Genomic DNA, 16046 nt, shown 5'->3' with positions numbered 1-16046 from the left:
AGAAGCGACTAGGCCGAGCAGGGCCCAATGACATCGTAATCTCAAAACACGCCTCTTATTTGAGGTGCGTTTTTTTGCGTCTTGTGTCTGGGGTATTGTATTCCGCAAGATTTCGGGCCGTAGGCGAAATACCGCGGAGACTCCACCTAAATCGACTATATTTTGTAGCATTTTGCCGTTTTTTACGTGACGATACGGGAAAGGCGCGGTAGAAATAGGGCGGAACAGGCAGCAATCGCACCCGCGCAAGCGGACAAAGACATCAGGCGGACAGTAATTATGACACTCAATCTCACAATGCCCGGTCAAGAAGACCTCAAACCACGGATCACCGTTTTTGGCGTCGGTGGCGCTGGCGGTAACGCGGTTAACAACATGATCGAAAAGGAGCTCGAAGGCGTAGACTTCGTGGTTGCCAATACTGACGCGCAAGCGCTTCAGCAGAGCAAGTCGGCTAGCAAGGTGCAGCTTGGGATCAAGGTTACCGAAGGTCTTGGCGCAGGCGCGAAGGCAACCATCGGCGCAGCCGCTGCCGAAGAGAGCATTGAGCAGATCGTCGATCACCTCGCGGGAGCACACATGTGCTTCATCACTGCGGGTATGGGCGGCGGCACGGGCACGGGCGCTGCTCCGATTATTGCACAAGCCGCGCGCGAACTTGGCGTTCTGACCGTCGGCGTCGTCACGAAGCCTTTCCAGTTTGAGGGCGCAAAGCGCATGCGTCAGGCTGAAGATGGTGTAGAGGCGCTGCAAAAAGTTGTTGATACGCTGATCATCATTCCAAACCAAAACCTGTTCCGCATTGCCACTGAAAAAACAACATTTGCTGACGCCTTCTCGCTCGCAGATGATGTTCTTTATCAGGGTGTTAAGGGCGTTACAGACCTGATGGTACGTCCTGGTCTTATCAACCTCGACTTTGCAGACGTTCGCGCCGTGATGGACGAAATGGGCAAAGCCATGATGGGTACGGGCGAAGCCGATGGCGAAGATCGTGCAACACAGGCTTCCGAGAAAGCGATTGCAAATCCGCTTCTCGACGAGATCAGCCTGCGCGGCGCCAAAGGTGTTCTGATCAACATCACAGGTGGCCACGACCTTACATTGTTTGAGCTTGATGAAGCCGCCAACCGCATTCGTGAAGAAGTCGACCCAGAGGCCAACATCATTGTTGGTTCCACATTGGATACAACGATGGACGGCAAAATGCGCGTGAGCGTTGTTGCGACTGGGATCGACGCAAGTGAAGTGCGCAACGAACTTCCTGTGCCGCGCCGTTCATTGGCCGAGCCTCTGCGCCAAAAAGTGGCTGCTGAAGAAGCACCTGTTAAGCCCCAAGAAGCGGCTGTTGCCTTTACAGCTGCTGAGCCAGCCGTTTCGTCGGCACCTGTCGAGCGCACGCTTTTTGAAGACTTCCCAGACGCGGAGAACGCGGCAGCAGAAGAGCAAATGGAAGATATTTTCACGCCTCGCCGTGAGGCCTATGAGGCACCTGCGGCAAGTTTGGTAGAAGATGATCTTCCTCCGCCCGCGTACCAGCCTCAGGCAGCCCAGCGTCAAGAAACGATTGATGCCGCGCCAGAAGAGTTTGTCGCGCCACGCGCTCCAGCACCGGGCACGCCTTCGCCCGAAGCCCTCGCGCGTTTGCGCCAAGCGGTTCACAACAACCGCCCGACGCAAGAAGCAGATGTGCCACAGGCCGAGGAAAAGCCTCGCTTTGGGATCAATTCATTGATCAACCGTATGACGGGTCATGAGCAAGCGCAGAAGCCAGCCGCGCCACAAGCGGCTGCGCCACAGCAAGCGCCACGCCCTGCTGCGGCGCCGCGTGTGCAGCCACAAGTGAGCAGTGCGCAACCACAACAGCAGCCAGATGCTGATCAAGAGCGCATCGAAATCCCAGCATTCTTGCGCCGCCAAGCGAACTGAAGCACCCAAATTATCACAAAAAAGCCGCCCCAGATGGGCGGCTTTTTTTTTTATATCAGAGTATTATCTGAATTGAGGCGGGGTTCTGCCGATTGTAACAGTCCATGTTACATCTGGTTGCAAAGAGTGAATTGAGCCTGCCGCGCCCAAGACCTAAAGTGCAGCCAACACAAGACATAGGCATACTGCGTGCAGAGAACTCTCAAACAATCGGTCACATTTGACGGCGTTGGGCTCCATAGTGGAAAGCCTGCTCACCTCACCGTGCGTCCTGCGCAGGCGGGCCATGGAATCAAATTTTGCCGTACAGACATTGCGATCGGGGATGCGATCGTTCCTGCGCGTTGGGATGCGGTTGAGCAAGGCCCGCTTTGCACACGGATTGTGAACGCAAGCGGCGTTGATGTTTCAACCATTGAGCATGTGATGGCCGCGCTGGCGGGCTGTGGCGTTTATAATGCGCTGATCGAGCTTGATGGCCCCGAGGTTCCGATCCTAGATGGAAGCGCTGCGCCATTTGTGAAACGTTTCCTTGAGGTAGGGTTGGCGCAGCTTAAAGAGCCTGTTTGGGCGATCCGCATATTGCGCGACGTTGAAGTCCGCCGTGGCGATGCCTGGGCGCGGCTGAGTCCTGCGGATGAAATGCAGATCGATTTTTCGATTGATTTTGAAGACGCGGCCATCGGCCGTCAGCAAAAGACGCTGAACATGGCCAATGGATCGTTTGTGCGCGAGCTTTGCGACAGCCGCACCTTCTGCCGCCAGGCAGACGTGGATGCGATGCATGAGCAGGGGCTTGCTCTGGGTGGCTCGCTGGAAAACGCGGTTGTGGTTGAAGGCGACAAAGTCTTGAGTCCTGGTGGTCTGCGCCACGCTGATGAAGCTGTGCGCCATAAAATGCTGGACGCCTTGGGCGATCTTGCCCTCGCAGGGGCCCCAATTCTGGGCGTTTATACTGGCGCACGGGCTGGCCACGCTATGACAAACGCATTGCTGCGCAAGTTTTTTGAAGCGGAGGGTGCGTTTTGTTTTGTCCGCTGTACCCCTGCACAAGCCGCGCGTCTTCCTGGCGCAGGCGTTCATTTGGGCGAAATGCCTCAGGTCGCTTGAGCGGCGCTTTACATTCACTGTAGCATTGGGAATATTCGATGTGCGCGTCTTTGAGACGGCAGGATTAAAAGGCGCATTAAGGCGTTTTGCCCTAGAATTTTCTATGCTAGGACTCGGGCAAGAGTGGCGCTAGGCCACGCACAAGGCGAAGGTGGGATAACGAGCATGAAGAGCGGGCTTTCTCGGGTGAGAATTTTCGGTTTTGCACTGCTGTGCCTGTCGTTGGCTGGCTGTGGTCAGGAAGGCAAGCTGGCGCGTGGTGAGGTTCCGCTGGAAACCTACACTGCCGAACAGATTTTTGAACGTGGCGAGTTTGAAGTGAACCGCAGGCGTTTTGAAGATGGGGCCAAGTATTTTGGTGAAGTTGAGCGACTTTACCCTTATTCAACTTGGGCCAAGCGCGCTGTCATCATGCAGGCCTATGCGTTCCATCGGGCCAAAGACTATGAAAACTCACGCTCATCGGCACAGCGCTACATCGACTTTTTTCCCACCGATGAAGACGCCGCTTATGCACAGTATTTACTGGCCTTGAGCTATTACGACCAGATCGATGATGTGGGCCGCGACCAAGGCCTGACCTTTCAAGCGCTGCAAAGCTTGCGTGCTGTGATTGAGGGCTATCCTGACAGCGAGTATGCGCGGGCGTCTGTCCTCAAGTTCGATCTGGCTTTTGATCATCTCGCTGGCAAGGAAATGGAAATCGGACGCTATTACCTTAAGCGTGACCGTTTCACCGCCGCGATCAATCGTTTCCGTGTGGTTGTTGAGGATTTCCAGACCACCACACATACACCGGAAGCGCTGCACCGCTTGGTGGAGTCTTATCTGTCGCTGGGTCTGGCTCAAGAGGCGCAGACCGCGGCGGCTATTTTGGGGCACAACTTCCGCAGCTCTGAATGGTATGAAGACAGCTTTGCTTTGCTTTCCGGGCAAGGGCTTGAGCCGAAGTTCTTCAAAGGCAACTGGCTTGCGTCGGCCTATCGCCAGACCATCAAGGGCGAGTGGTTGTGACGGGGCCCGTTCTGGGCCCTCTGTGACAGGAAAGCTGAGCCAAGATGCTGCGGGCGCTAGAGATTAGAGACATTCTGCTGATTGATCACCTTGAGCTCGGCTTTGAGGCTGGTCTCAACGTGCTCACAGGCGAAACAGGGGCAGGTAAGTCTATTTTGCTCGACTCGCTTGGCTTTGTGCTTGGCTGGCGGGGGCGGGCAGAACTTGTGCGCAGCGGTGCGGCGCAAGGGGAAGTTACGGCCGTGTTTGATTTGCCTGACGGGCATGCGGCCTTTGCTGTCTTGGAAGAAGCGGGCATTCCACAAGCGAGCGAACTTATTTTGCGGCGGGTGAACACAAGCGATGGTCGCAAGACCGCGTGGGTCAATGATCGGCGCTGTTCGGGTGATGTGTTGCGGGCGCTGTCGGAGCATTTGGTCGAGTTGCATGGGCAAAATGATGACCGTGGCTTGCTCAATCCGCGTGGTCATCGCAGTCTTTTGGACGATTTTGCCGGCCTTGGCCCTAAGCTGGCGGAGCTGCGCGGGCTTTGGCGGGCGCGGGCCAAAGCGGCATCTGAGCTGACGGTAGCGCACAAGGCTATTGAGGAGTTGCGCGAGGAGGAGGAGTATTTGCGGTACTCCGTTGCCGAGCTTGATAAGCTTTCGCCAAAGGCGGGCGAGGATGAAGCGCTCGACCGTCAGCGCCGCCAGATGCAAGGTGCTGAGAAGGTACGTACTGATATTGTGCGCGCTCTGAGCGTGCTACGCGACGAAAAGGGCGCGGAGGACAGTGCAAGCGAGGCACTGCGTTGGCTTGAGGCTGTCGGCGGTGAGGCGGCTGAGTTGCTTGTTGAAGCGATTGAAGCGCTGGAGCGTGGCCTCAACGAGCTGGTTCTGGCCTCAGACGCTGTTGAGGATACATTACGGGCTATGGAGTTTAGCCCAGCTGAACTTGAAGCGTGTGAGGAGCGACTTTTCGCTATTCGCGGGCTGGCGCGCAAGTATGAGGTGCAGCCTGACGATCTGGCGGAGCACGCAGATACCCTACGTACAAAGCTTGAGCAGGTAGATGCGAGCGATGCAGAGCTTGGCGCGTTGGAAGCCGCGAGCAAAGCAGCGGACGCGGCCTACCGTGCTGCCGCTGAAGCCTTGAGCGCGGCGCGGCGCACGGCTGCGGCAAAGCTTGATGCGGCTGTGATGGCAGAACTCGCGCCGCTCAAGATGGAGCGCGCGGTCTTTACCACTGAACTTACCGAGGGCGAAGCAGGGCCTGAAGGCAGTGATTCCGTGAGCTTTGTTGTTGCCACGAACCCTGGCGCGCCAGCGGGGCCTTTGGCCAAAATCGCCTCGGGCGGAGAGCTGAGCCGCTTTTTGCTGGCACTTAAGGTGTGTCTGACAGGTGGCGCAAGCGATGTGACGATGATTTTTGACGAGATCGACCGCGGTGTGGGGGGGGCGACAGCAGATGCTGTGGGCCGCCGTTTGCGCGCTCTCGGGGAGGGCGGGCAGGTGCTTGTCGTCACGCACTCTCCACAGGTTGCTGCGCTTGGACAACACCACTGGCGGGTGGAAAAGAGCGTCATCAACGGGCAAACGCTTTCAACGGTGAAGCCATTAGGGGTCGAGGAGCGCATTGACGAAGTGGCTCGGATGATTTCTGGCGACACGATCACTGTCGAGGCGCGAGCGGCCGCGAAGGCTTTGCTTTAAATCAGTTTTTGGGCGGGACAAGCTTGCCTGGGTTCATGATGTTTTGCGGATCTAGCGCTGACTTTATGTCTCCCATGAGGTTCCAGCCCTCGCCATGCTCACGCTCCATATAGTGTAACTTTCCAATCCCGATGCCATGCTCGCCCGTGGCGGTTCCGCCCATATCAAGCGCACGGGAGACCATCCGCTCTGAGGCTTCTTTGGCGGCGGCGAGCTCTTTTGGTTTGGCGGGGTCAAACATCAGGATTGAGTGGAAATTGCCATCGCCAACATGGCCGAGGATCGGTCCGATGAGACCAGAGCGGGCGATATCGTCTTGCGCGGCGGCGACGGCTTCGGCGAGGCGCGAGATTGGCACGCAGACGTCAGTGACCAAGGCGGTTGAACCAGGGCGAGACTGTAGGATCGTCCAGTAGGCGTGATGGCGCATATGCCAGAGAGCGGCGCGATCCTCGGCACGCGAGGCCCATTGAAAGCCCATTCCGCCGTGATCGGCGGCAATATCACCAAAGGTTTCGGCCATATCTTGCACGCTGTTTTCGGTGCCGTGAAACTCAAGCATGAGGTGTGGTGTCTCTGGCATGGTTGCACCTGCCATCGTGTTGAAAGTCTGAACGGTTGCAGTGTCGACAATTTCGATACGGGCCATAGACAAATCCATCTGGATTGTGTCGATCACGCAGTTTACGGCAGCGTCCACCGTTGGAAAGGCGCAGACGGCGGCGGTGATGGCTTCGGGCTGGCCGCGCAAGCGCAGGGTGAGGGCAGTGATGAGGCCAAGTGTGCCTTCGGCGCCGACGAAGAGGCCTGTCAGATCATAGCCGGCAGATGTTTTGCGGGCTTCTGTGCCTGTTTGGATGATACGCCCGTCGGCGAGAACCACTTCAAGGCCGATGACATTGTCACGCATGGTTCCGTAGCGCACAGCTGTTGTTCCAGAGGCGCGTGTCGAGGCCATACCGCCGAGCGAGGCGTTTGCGCCCGGATCGACGGGAAAGAACAAGCCCGTGGCGCGCAGCTCTTCATTGAGCTCTTCGCGCGTGATCCCTGCTTCTACGACGGCAACCATATCTTCTTGGGCAAGACGACGGATTGCCTTCATCTTTGAGAAGTCGACGCAAATACCCCCAAAAGGGGCTTGAGCTTGGCCTTCAAGGGAGGTGCCTGCGCCAAAACCAATCACGGCACAGCCTTCTTCGGCACAGATCTTGATGATTGCGCTGACCTCCTCGGTGCTTTTTGGGAAGGCAACGGCATCTGGTGCGGCAAGAGGGAAATATGTCTCGGAGCGACCATGATCTTCAAGAACGGGCTTGGACAGGCTTAGACCTTCGCCTAGTAATGAAGTTAACCTGTGAATGGCGCGTGTCACGCTCATGATTGCCCCCTGCTGCATTTGTTTTGCGAGGTTAGGGCTTTGGGAGCGCAGGGGAAAGCGTGGCTCGTTAATATTTTATTAAAATGCTGCATAAAAGGGTTTGGGTGCGCGATGGCCTCTAGATTTGTGAAAGAAAAGCTGGCTGCGGCGGGGGATGACCTTGGCCGCGCCTTGCGTGTTCTTCGCGACAGGGGGCCGAGTCAGGTCCAATTCTGGTTTATTGCACTCGCTATTGGGGTTGCTGCGGGCTTTGGCGCGGTCTTGTTTCGTTGGGGCATCGAAGGCTTGCAGGCGTGGGCCTATGGGACCGATGATGTCGATCATCTCTATAGTTTTGCACTTAATATGTCTTGGTATTGGGTGCTGGTGATCCCGATTGTGGGTGGGTTGGTTGTCGGGCAAATCCTGCATCATTTCACACCAGATGGGCGGGTGCGTTCTGTCGCAGATGTGATAGAGGGCGCGGCGCTAAATGATGGGCGTGTCGAGCGGCGTGAGGGCGTGGCCTCAGCGTTTGCTTCATTGATTACGCTTGGGACAGGTGGCTCATCGGGGCGGGAGGGGCCTGTTGTCCACTTGGCTGCGGTGATCTCGTCCTGGGTGTCAAACAAGCTCCATGCCGATGGCATTACGGGGCGGGACTTGCTCGGCTGCGCGGTGGCTGCTGCCGTTTCCGCCTCGTTCAACGCGCCGATCGCGGGCGCTCTTTTTGCGCTAGAAGTCGTTCTGAGGCACTTTGCGGTTCATGCCTTTGCGCCTATTGTGATTGCCTCTGTCGCGGGGACTGTGATCAATCGGCTCGCTTTTGGCGATGTTACAGAATTCAGCTTGCCTGTCAGTTCTGCCTTGGCGTTTTATGTCGAATTGCCAGCGTTTCTCATTCTTGGTCTGTTGTGTGGGCTGATCGCTGCAGCGCTGATGCGTTCGATCTTTATTGGCGACGATATTGCGAGCCATTTGCAGCAGAAATTTAACGTGCCGCGCTGGTTGCGCCCTGCGATTGCGGGGGCATTGCTGGGGGGGCTGGCGGTCTTCTTCCCGCATATCATTGGTGTCGGCTATGAGACGACGTCTGCGGCGTTAACGGGCAAGCTTCTACTCTGGCAGGCTGTCGTCTATGCGATGCTCAAAGTCGTGGCTGTCGTGATCACTATGGCGGGGCGGATGGGGGGCGGTGTGTTTTCACCCTCGCTGATGGTTGGGGCGCTTACGGGTCTTGCCTTTGGAACCATTGCGACCAGTATTTTTCCTGAGGTGTCAGGCACAAGTGCACTCTACGCGTTGGCGGGGATGGGCGCGGTGGCAGCGGCTGTTTTGGGCGCGCCAATTTCGACAACTTTGATTGTCTTTGAGCTAACAGGAGACTGGCAGACCGCGATTGCTGTCATGGTAGCGGTGAGTATGTCGACGGCGCTTGGTTCGCGGCTCGTGGACCGTTCTTTCTTTCTCACCCAGCTTGAGCGGCGCAATGTACACCTTGCGGCTGGCCCGCAGGCTTACTTGTTAGCGATGTTCCGTGTCGCCAAGCTCATGCGCGACAAAGACGATGAGAGCTGCCCCTCTGAAGAGGAACTTTGGGAGCTTGTCGAGCAGGGAGTTTATGTGGATGGCAACGCGACGCTGGAAACTGCGATGCCGCTTTTTGAGCGGACGGGCGCGCGCTTCTTGCCTGTCGTGAGCCTATCGGGAGAAGATGCGCCGCCCGAACTCTGGGGGGCGCTCATGCATGTTGATGCGCTGAAGGCCTACAACCGCGCATTGGCGGCCACAGCGGCAGAAGAACACAGCTGAGCGCGAGCAGTCAGACGCGCTCTACAGCGACATCATCTGACGGGTAGAAGGCGAGGTGGTCTTTGATTTTGGAAACGGCGTCGAGTGGGGCTTCGTAACTCCAGACGGCATTTTCGATCGTTTTGGATTTGGTCACGATTGAGTAGTAGCTGGCGTCCCCTTTGTGCGGGCAATGACTTGTATGTCCGCTGGCATCTAGGAAAGCGGTCGCAATATCGCTGCGAGGGAAATAGATCACTGACGGGTGGTCGCCTTCTGACAGCTCCAGTGCGTTTTTGCTCTCGCCCAAGACAGCGCCTCCAGCGCGCACAACCCAAGTGCCAGTGGCGCGGGTGATCGTGATTTTGGGGGCCATGTGTTCAATCCTTGAGATACGTTTGCGCGCAATATGGCGTCAAACTGTTACACTAAAATGTCAAATGTCTTGGGTCGCGTGACTTAACCACACTTGAGCCTCGGGGGAAAGCCTCGGTGCAATGTTCTCATAGCAGGCCTTGTGATAAAGATTGAGCCAGTTCCGCTCGTCAAGACTGAGCATCTCTGTGCAAATCAGCGCGCGTGCAATAGGCACATACGTGAGCGTTAGGAAGTCAAACATTGGGCGCGGATCGGCGCTCTCAAGCGTGCGGGCGTCTTGAACAACAATGAGATTTTCCAACCGGATGCCGAAGGCGCCCTCGCGGTAATACCCAGGCTCGTTGGAGAGGATCATACCCGCTTGGAGCGGCACATCGGAAACGCGGCTGAGCCTTTGTGGGCCTTCGTGGACGCAGAGATACACCCCTACGCCATGCCCTGTGCCGTGATTGAAATCTTGTCCGGCGAGCCAGAGGGGATAGCGCGCGATTGCGTCTAGATCGCGGCCTGCGAGCCCTTTGGGGAAACGCAGCCGAGAGATTGCAATCATGCCTTGTAAGACACGGGTAAAGCAGCGCTTTTCTTCGGTTCCGACAGCGCCGATAGGCAATGTGCGGGTGATGTCGGTTGTCCCGTCAATATACTGTCCGCCGCTGTCTAGAACGAGCAGCTGGCCTTCTTTAAGGGGGGCGTTTGTCTCTTCTGTGACACGGTAGTGCATAATGGCGCCGTGCGGGCCAGTCCCTGCGATGGTTTCAAAGCTGATATCAAGCAAATCATTGGTGGCGTAACGGGCCTCTTCGAGGCGTTTGACCACATCTATCTCTGTGAGCGAGCCGATCGGCTGGGCGTCAAACCAGGTGAGAAATTCGACGACAGCGGCGGCATCGCGCAGATGCGCCTCTTGAGTACCCTCAATTTCGGCAGATGTTTTGCAAGCTTTGGGCAGAATGCAGGGATCGTCGCCCCACGACAGGATTGCGCTGCCCTCGGCAAGCTCTTGGGCGACTTTGATGGGTGCGGTTTTGCGATCGACCCGCACAGTGCCTTGGAGGGAATGGAGCGTTGGCTCGAGCGCCGAGGTTGGACGTAGTTTGATTTCTGGGCCGAGGTGGGCGCGCAACATGTCGTCTATTTTCTTTGGATCGGCAAAAAGCGTCACATGACCTGTTTCATAGAGAATGGCAAAGGCATGAGGCACGGGATTGCGTGGAATATCGCTGCCGCGGATGTTGAGTAGCCATGCGATAGAATCGGGTAGGGTGATCACGGCTGCGGATTGGCCTGCAGTGCGTAGGGCTTTGGCAAGTCTGGCCCGTTTGGAAGCATGTGCCTCGCCTGCAAGTGCTTCGGGGTAGGGCGCGATCGGCCCCAGCGGCGGCGCGGGCTGATCAGGCCATATTTTGTCAACAAGGTTGGGACTGGCGCGAAAGCTGAACCCCTTTTGGGCGAGGCTTGCCTCGAGGTCTTCGATTTCACTCGCGACGTGGAGCCACGGATCATAGGCGATGATGCCGCCTTGGGGCAGCTCTTGGGCAAGCCAGTCTTTGAGCGCGGTTTCGGGCCATGGCACCGGCGTAAACACAGCCAGATCGACCTGCTCTTTGACTTGTGTGCGATAGCGGCCGTCGATGAAGACCCCCGCGCTGTCTTTGAGAACGGCAGCAAAGCCGGCAGAGCCTGTAAAGCCTGTGAGCCAGGACAAGCGCTCATCATGGGGCGCGCAATATTCACCTTGGTGGGCATCGGCACGGGGTACGAGAAAGCCCACGACATTTTCTTTGGTCATGCGGTTGCGAAGCTCCATCAGGCGGGTCTTCCCCTGACTTGGATCGGCGCGGTTTTCAAAACTTTGGAACATAATTTGTCTCCCAACTCGTGAGGAAGACTAAGGGGGAACGCGGCGTGGGGGAAGAGGCGGGATCGAATTTTGCAATGCAAAATCCGACCGACGAGGAGGCTAGCCCCCTCGTGCTCCCCCGGGATATTTGGGGAAAGAAAAAGCCTGATGCGGTGTCTGGCCTGAGCCTAGCTGGCGCGCTTGATGCCGAGGAGGCGCCCACGTGCACGCGGGTCAGTATCAAAAAGGGAGGCGAGCTGTTCTGTCATCGCACCGGCAAGTTGCTCTACATCTGTGATGGTCACTGCGCGGTTATAATAGCGCGTGACATCATGGCCGATGCCGATTGCGAGCAGTTCCACGGCTCGTTTTTTCTCGACCATCGCAATGACATCGCGAAGGTGTTTCTCGAGGTAGTTCGCGGGATTGACTGACAGAGTTGAGTCATCCACGGGCGCGCCATCGGAGATCACCATGAGGATTTTACGCGCCTCCGAGCGGCGAGACATGCGGCGGTGCGCCCATTCGAGGGCTTCACCATCGATATTTTCTTTGAGGAGGCCTTCTTTCATCATCAGACCCAAGTTGTCGCGTGAGCGGCGCCAAGGGCTGTCGGCGTGTTTGTAGATGATATGGCGCAGGTCATTGAGGCGGCCTGGCTGTTGGGGACGGCCGTCAGCAAGCCATTTTTCGCGTGCGAGCCCGCCTTTCCAAGCGCGCGTGGTGAACCCGAGAATTTCGACTTTCACAGAGCAGCGTTCAAGCGTGCGGGCGAGAACATCAGCACATATAGCTGCAATTGAGATCGGGCGGCCGCGCATGGAGCCTGAATTATCTATGAGCAGCGTCACAACAGTGTCGCGAAATTCGGTGTCTTGCTCGACTTTGAAGCTGAGCGGTGTTGTCGGGTTTGAGATGACCCGTGCCAAGCGACCAGCATCGAGGATGCCTTCTTCTTCGTCAAAGGACCAAGAGCGGTTTTGTTGCGCTTGCAAGCGGCGCTGAAGCTTGTTGGCGAGACGGCTGACAGCGCCTTTTAGCGGCTCAAGCTGTTGGTCGAGATAGGCGCGCAAGCGTTCGAGCTCTGCAGGCTCGGCAAGCTCTTCGGCGAGAATTTCTTCGTCATTGCTCGCGTCATAGACCAGATAGTTGGGGTCTGCATCTGAACTTGGCTGTGGGGGCGGCGGCTCAAGCGGGGCCTCGCCATCAGGCATATCGGCCTCATCGCCAAGCTCTTCATCGGCCATCTCATCCATCGAGACTTGCGCCTCGGCAGCGTCTTGGGTCTCTTCTTGGGATTGCTCTGGGCTGGCGTCGGACTCATCCTCTTGGGCGTCGTCCTGCCCCGTGCTATCTGGCTGATCCTCGTCTTGCTCGGCTTCGTCCTGACTTTCGTCGCTTTCCTCATCGGGGGCGTCTGGATCATCGCCAAGCTGGTCGGCATAGCCAAGATCTGAGATGACACGGCGGGCGAAGCGGGCAAAATCCTGCTGGCTTGCGAGGCGTTCTGAGACGTCTTCGAGCGCGTCGCCGGCTTGTTCTTCCATGAAGCCCTGCCAAAGCTCCATCACATTGCGTGCGCCTGCAGGCAAATCACGCCCTGTGGCGAGGTGGCGTACGAGGTAGCCTGCGGCTGTCGCGAGGGAGGCATCGGCGCGGTCGGTTATTTCGGCATAACCTGCGCGACGGGCGTCTTCGGCGATCTTTGCATCAATGTTGCCTGCCGTCCCTGGCATATCGCGCGCGCCCATCGCTTCGCATCGCGCGGTTTCCATCGCCTCGTAAATGTCGCGAGCCAGGTCGCCTGCAGGGGCGTAGCGGGCGTGGGTCGCTGTGTCGTGATACTTATGTTTGAGGGCCAAAGCATCCGCTGTACCGCGCGCGAGCAAGACCTCATCGCGGGTCATGCGGCGCGAGACTTGCGGCAGGCGCATTGTGTCGCCCGACATGCCGGAAGGATCTACCGAATAGCTGACCGTCAGATCGGAGTCGTTAGCCAAGACTTTAGTGGCCTCGGCGAGGGCTTTTTTGAAAGGATCTGCTGGGTTATCGGATGGCTTTGACATCTCTTGCGCTTAGCCCAAGCTTACGCTTGCAGCACTTTCCGGCAGCTCTTCATCAAACAAGCGCTGGTAGAATTCTGCAACCGTTTGGCGCTCGAGTTCGTCACATTTATTGAGGAACGTCAGGCGGAAGGCATAGCCCACATTGCGGAAAATCTCCGCGTTCTGAGCCCATGCGATCACGGTGCGCGGCGACATGACTGTTGACAGGTCACCGTTCATAAAGGCTGTGCGGGTGAGATCTGCGACTTGAACCATGTGCTTGATGGTTTTGCGGCCAGCATCCGTGTTGTAATGCGGGTTTTTGGCCAAGATGATCTGGGTTTCAGCATCGATCGAGAGATAGTTCAGCGTGGCGACAAGCGACCAACGGTCCATCTGACCTTGGTTGATCTGCTGTGTCCCGTGGTAGAGGCCCGTGGTGTCGCCGAGACCAACAGTGTTGGCTGTGGCGAAGAGGCGGAAGTACGGATTGGGCGTGATAACTTCGTTTTGGTCAAGCAGTGTCAGCTTCCCATCCACTTCCAGAACCCGTTGGATCACGAACATGACATCAGCGCGGCCAGCATCGTATTCGTCAAAGACGATCGCTGTCGGGTTGCGCAGCGCCCACGGCAGGATACCCTCCTGAAACTCGGTGACTTGCTTCCCATCGCGCAGCTTGATGGCATCTTTGCCAATCAGGTCGATACGGGAGATGTGGCTGTCGAGGTTTACGCGCACACAAGGCCAGTTGAGTTGGCTCGCGACTTGTTCGATGTGGGTGGATTTCCCCGTGCCGTGGTAGCCTTGGATCATTACACGGCGATTGTGAGAAAAGCCTGCAAGGATCGCCAGCGTTGTGTCTGGGTCAAACTTGTAGGTGCTGTCCATGTCAGGCACGCGTGAGCTGCGCTCAGCGAAGGCGGGCACAGTCATATCGGTGTCGATGCCGAAGACATCACGCACAGAAAGTTTCTCGGTTGGTTTTGCGTTAATGTCGATCATACCGTCCGCCATAGCCGGATTCCTTCATATCTCGAAAATGTTGTAGTTGTGGTGCAACAATTTCGGGGCGAGGGCAAGGCCAAGCCAGAAGATTGCCACTTTGGAATACGGAATTGGGAGAGCTGGCTCTATGGGGGTGTGTTACTAGGTGTTCACGCGAAGGTGCGCAGGCTTGAGCTGCCAAGTGATTGGGTTTGACGTATGATAGACGTGAATATGCGAAGGAGCATCATGTTATTAAGAGACGGTTGTTTATGGTCACAGGGCTTGGCGCAGCTGCGGGGCTGCCGTTTGTGCGTGCGGCGGCTTCAAAAGAGTTTGATATCACGCGCAGCGATGCTGAGTGGCGTGCCATGCTCACGCCCTTGCAATACAAGGTGATGCGCCAAGAGGGCACAGAGCGTGCTGGGTCTTCGCCTCTCGATAAAGTCTATGATGTAGGCATGTATCACTGTCGCGGCTGTGACCTACCAGTTTATAGTTCAGCGCATAAATATGACAGTGGCACTGGTTGGCCGAGCTTTTATAAAGCGCTTCCCGAAGCGATTGAAACCAAGACAGACTATAAGATGATCTATCCGCGCACCGAATGTCATTGCCGCCGCTGTGGCAGCCACTTTGGGCACATATTTGATGATGGACCAAAGCCGACGGGCAAACGGCATTGTCTCAATGGCGTGAGCTTGGTGTTTAAGGCTGCCTGACACTGAAATTGTGTAAAATCTGCGCAAACGCCTCGCAAAAGCTGCGGGGCGTTTCTTGTTTTATCAGGGTGATAAGACAAGGAGAGCAGATATGGACGGTATCGAACTTATGACAAAGCAGAACTGGAAACTGCGAGGGGCCATGGCCGCTGGCGTGGGGGCGGCAGGGGGGCTTGTCTCAGTGGGCAGCCTGATAGGCTTTGGGAATATGGTCACAAGACACCTTGAGGCGCCTGTCTTTGTTGTGGCTGCCGTTTTTAGCGCGGGGCTGGCGGGCTTTTTGCTTGGGCCGCTGATGGGGCGCGAGGGCTGGCGCGGGGTGTTGCTGTCGTTTGTTGCCTTCTTGATGGCGACCGTCCTGGCAGCCTATCTTGCCGGTTTCCTGGCTTTACCGCTTTACAACCTAGGCCTCGTCACCCTCTGGTTGACGCTTCACTTTCTCACGCCCTTTGCGCTCTTGTGGATTGCGCTCTGCGCCGGCTTGCACTGGTCAGCGGGCAGGCTGCGCCGCCGCTTCACTTGAAGCTGCGGCTCACGTTGATCTGATCCCACGCCCATACGACTTCTTGGAGCTGCTCTTCTTGAGAGCGGTCGCCGCCGTTCATATCGGGGTGAAGCACTTTGATGAGCTTTTTGTAAGCCTTGCGAATCTCGGCCTTGGACCAATGGTCTTTGGCTTCCAAGATCTCGATGGCGCGTCGCTCTGTTGGGGGCAAACGGCGTGAGCCGCCGCCGCCTTTGCCCGGGTTCTTTGTCGCGTTTGCGCCAAGCACCTGATGAGGATCTTCGATACCGAGGCGTGCCCATGCGCGGGCCTCAGGATCTCCGATCGGCTTGGTTTCGCGCTCCCAGACTTTATCCTTGGACATCTGAGCGTTCATTTCGGCTTCTGTTGTGCCGTCAAAGAAGTTCCACTTCAGATTGTACTCGCGAATGTGCTCTTTGCAGAACCATAGATATTCATCGAGCACATCAGGCGCACGGGGCGCGCGGAACTTGCCGGCTTCTTCGCAGCCTGCATGCTCACACTGGCGTGTAGAGGTTTCTGACGCGCCAGACATGCCGCGGCGGCCACGTGGATTTTTCTTTTTGGCGGATGACACAGACATGTCAAAACCGAAAGGATCGTGTTTGGGCATGGGAACTCTCTTTTCGCGACTGGCTTAGTACTCTAGTGTGTTT

At 57.0% G+C, this 16046-nt stretch carries 13 protein-coding genes; 7 read left to right on the top strand and 6 right to left on the bottom strand.

The window, feature by feature from the left end; translation table 11 throughout:
* Positions 1-279: 279 nt before the first annotated feature.
* The 4 genes from ftsZ to recN all read left to right on the top strand — a co-directional run bounded on the left by ftsZ (position 280) and on the right by recN (position 5744).
* Positions 280-1929, top strand: a complete 1650-nt coding sequence (gene ftsZ, locus P8O11_RS12320; protein ID WP_300294585.1) for a cell division protein FtsZ — start codon at positions 280-282, stop codon at positions 1927-1929.
* Between the two features lie 189 nt (positions 1930-2118).
* Positions 2119-3039, top strand: coding sequence for a UDP-3-O-acyl-N-acetylglucosamine deacetylase (lpxC, locus tag P8O11_RS12315; RefSeq protein WP_300294583.1), 921 nt, complete (start codon positions 2119-2121; stop codon positions 3037-3039).
* Between the two features lie 165 nt (positions 3040-3204).
* Positions 3205-4053: an outer membrane protein assembly factor BamD gene (locus P8O11_RS12310; protein WP_300294581.1), complete on the top strand. Its 849-nt coding sequence runs from the start codon at positions 3205-3207 to the stop codon at positions 4051-4053.
* A 44-nt stretch (positions 4054-4097) separates the two neighbouring features.
* Complete coding sequence (gene recN, locus P8O11_RS12305) at positions 4098-5744, top strand: DNA repair protein RecN (protein ID WP_300294579.1); 1647 nt, start codon at positions 4098-4100, stop codon at positions 5742-5744.
* 1 nt (position 5745) lies between these two features.
* Here recN and P8O11_RS12300 read toward each other — a convergent pair whose 3' ends face one another.
* Positions 5746-7122 carry an FAD-linked oxidase C-terminal domain-containing protein gene (locus P8O11_RS12300; protein WP_300294577.1) on the bottom strand — a complete coding sequence of 459 codons (1377 nt, stop codon included), beginning with the start codon at positions 7120-7122 and terminating at the stop codon, positions 5746-5748.
* 111 nt (positions 7123-7233) lie between these two features.
* Between P8O11_RS12300 and P8O11_RS12295 the strand changes: the two genes are divergently transcribed.
* Positions 7234-8913, top strand: a complete 1680-nt coding sequence (locus P8O11_RS12295) for a chloride channel protein (RefSeq protein ID WP_300294575.1) — start codon at positions 7234-7236, stop codon at positions 8911-8913.
* 10 nt (positions 8914-8923) lie between these two features.
* On the opposite strand, the gene P8O11_RS12290 is transcribed toward P8O11_RS12295, so the two are convergent.
* From P8O11_RS12290 to cobS, 4 genes are all read right to left on the bottom strand, one after another.
* A complete protein-coding gene (locus tag P8O11_RS12290; RefSeq protein ID WP_300294573.1) occupies positions 8924-9268 on the bottom strand; it encodes a DUF427 domain-containing protein in 345 nt (114 codons plus the stop codon).
* A 60-nt stretch (positions 9269-9328) separates the two neighbouring features.
* Positions 9329-11131 (bottom strand): aminopeptidase P family protein, encoded by a 1803-nt coding sequence (locus tag P8O11_RS12285; RefSeq protein ID WP_300294572.1) that lies wholly within the window; start codon positions 11129-11131, stop codon positions 9329-9331.
* 167 nt (positions 11132-11298) lie between these two features.
* Positions 11299-13176: a cobaltochelatase subunit CobT gene (gene cobT / locus P8O11_RS12280; protein WP_300294570.1), complete on the bottom strand. Its 1878-nt coding sequence runs from the start codon at positions 13174-13176 to the stop codon at positions 11299-11301.
* Positions 13177-13185: 9 nt separating this feature from the next.
* The gene (gene cobS, locus P8O11_RS12275) at positions 13186-14172 is read right to left on the bottom strand and encodes a cobaltochelatase subunit CobS (protein WP_300294568.1); all 987 of its coding nucleotides are present in this window, start codon (positions 14170-14172) and stop codon (positions 13186-13188) included.
* Positions 14173-14396: 224 nt separating this feature from the next.
* Here cobS and msrB point away from each other — a divergent pair, with 224 nt between their 5' ends.
* Together msrB and P8O11_RS12265 are read left to right on the top strand one after the other, a co-directional pair.
* Positions 14397-14864: a peptide-methionine (R)-S-oxide reductase MsrB gene (gene msrB, locus P8O11_RS12270; RefSeq protein WP_300294617.1), complete on the top strand. Its 468-nt coding sequence runs from the start codon at positions 14397-14399 to the stop codon at positions 14862-14864.
* A gap of 91 nt (positions 14865-14955) precedes the next feature.
* Positions 14956-15387 (top strand): hypothetical protein, encoded by a 432-nt coding sequence (locus P8O11_RS12265; protein ID WP_300294566.1) that lies wholly within the window; start codon positions 14956-14958, stop codon positions 15385-15387.
* On the opposite strand, the gene P8O11_RS12260 is transcribed toward P8O11_RS12265, so the two are convergent.
* Complete coding sequence (locus P8O11_RS12260) at positions 15380-16003, bottom strand: DnaJ domain-containing protein (RefSeq protein WP_089890008.1); 624 nt, start codon at positions 16001-16003, stop codon at positions 15380-15382. The two genes, P8O11_RS12265 and P8O11_RS12260, sit on opposite strands and share 8 nt — an antisense overlap.
* Between the last annotated feature and the right edge of the window lie 43 nt (positions 16004-16046).

Origin of the sequence: Lentibacter sp., assembly GCF_029254145.1 — a bacterium.
Lineage (GTDB): Bacteria > Pseudomonadota > Alphaproteobacteria > Rhodobacterales > Rhodobacteraceae > Lentibacter.
The sequence above is the reverse complement of the archived record's forward strand: the minus strand, read 5'-3'. Positions and strand labels throughout refer to the sequence as shown.

Coding starts and splice junctions, on each gene's coding strand:
- ftsZ (WP_300294585.1), top strand. CDS start 280: ATGACACTCAATCTCACAATGCCCGGTCAAGAAGACCTCAAACCACGG.
- P8O11_RS12310 (WP_300294581.1), top strand. CDS start 3,205: ATGAAGAGCGGGCTTTCTCGGGTGAGAATTTTCGGTTTTGCACTGCTG.
- recN (WP_300294579.1), top strand. CDS start 4,098: ATGCTGCGGGCGCTAGAGATTAGAGACATTCTGCTGATTGATCACCTT.
- P8O11_RS12300 (WP_300294577.1), bottom strand. CDS start 7,122: ATGAGCGTGACACGCGCCATTCACAGGTTAACTTCATTACTAGGCGAA.
- P8O11_RS12295 (WP_300294575.1), top strand. CDS start 7,234: ATGGCCTCTAGATTTGTGAAAGAAAAGCTGGCTGCGGCGGGGGATGAC.
- P8O11_RS12290 (WP_300294573.1), bottom strand. CDS start 9,268: ATGGCCCCCAAAATCACGATCACCCGCGCCACTGGCACTTGGGTTGTG.
- P8O11_RS12285 (WP_300294572.1), bottom strand. CDS start 11,131: ATGTTCCAAAGTTTTGAAAACCGCGCCGATCCAAGTCAGGGGAAGACC.
- cobT (WP_300294570.1), bottom strand. CDS start 13,176: ATGTCAAAGCCATCCGATAACCCAGCAGATCCTTTCAAAAAAGCCCTC.
- cobS (WP_300294568.1), bottom strand. CDS start 14,172: ATGGCGGACGGTATGATCGACATTAACGCAAAACCAACCGAGAAACTT.
- P8O11_RS12265 (WP_300294566.1), top strand. CDS start 14,956: ATGGACGGTATCGAACTTATGACAAAGCAGAACTGGAAACTGCGAGGG.
- P8O11_RS12260 (WP_089890008.1), bottom strand. CDS start 16,003: ATGCCCAAACACGATCCTTTCGGTTTTGACATGTCTGTGTCATCCGCC.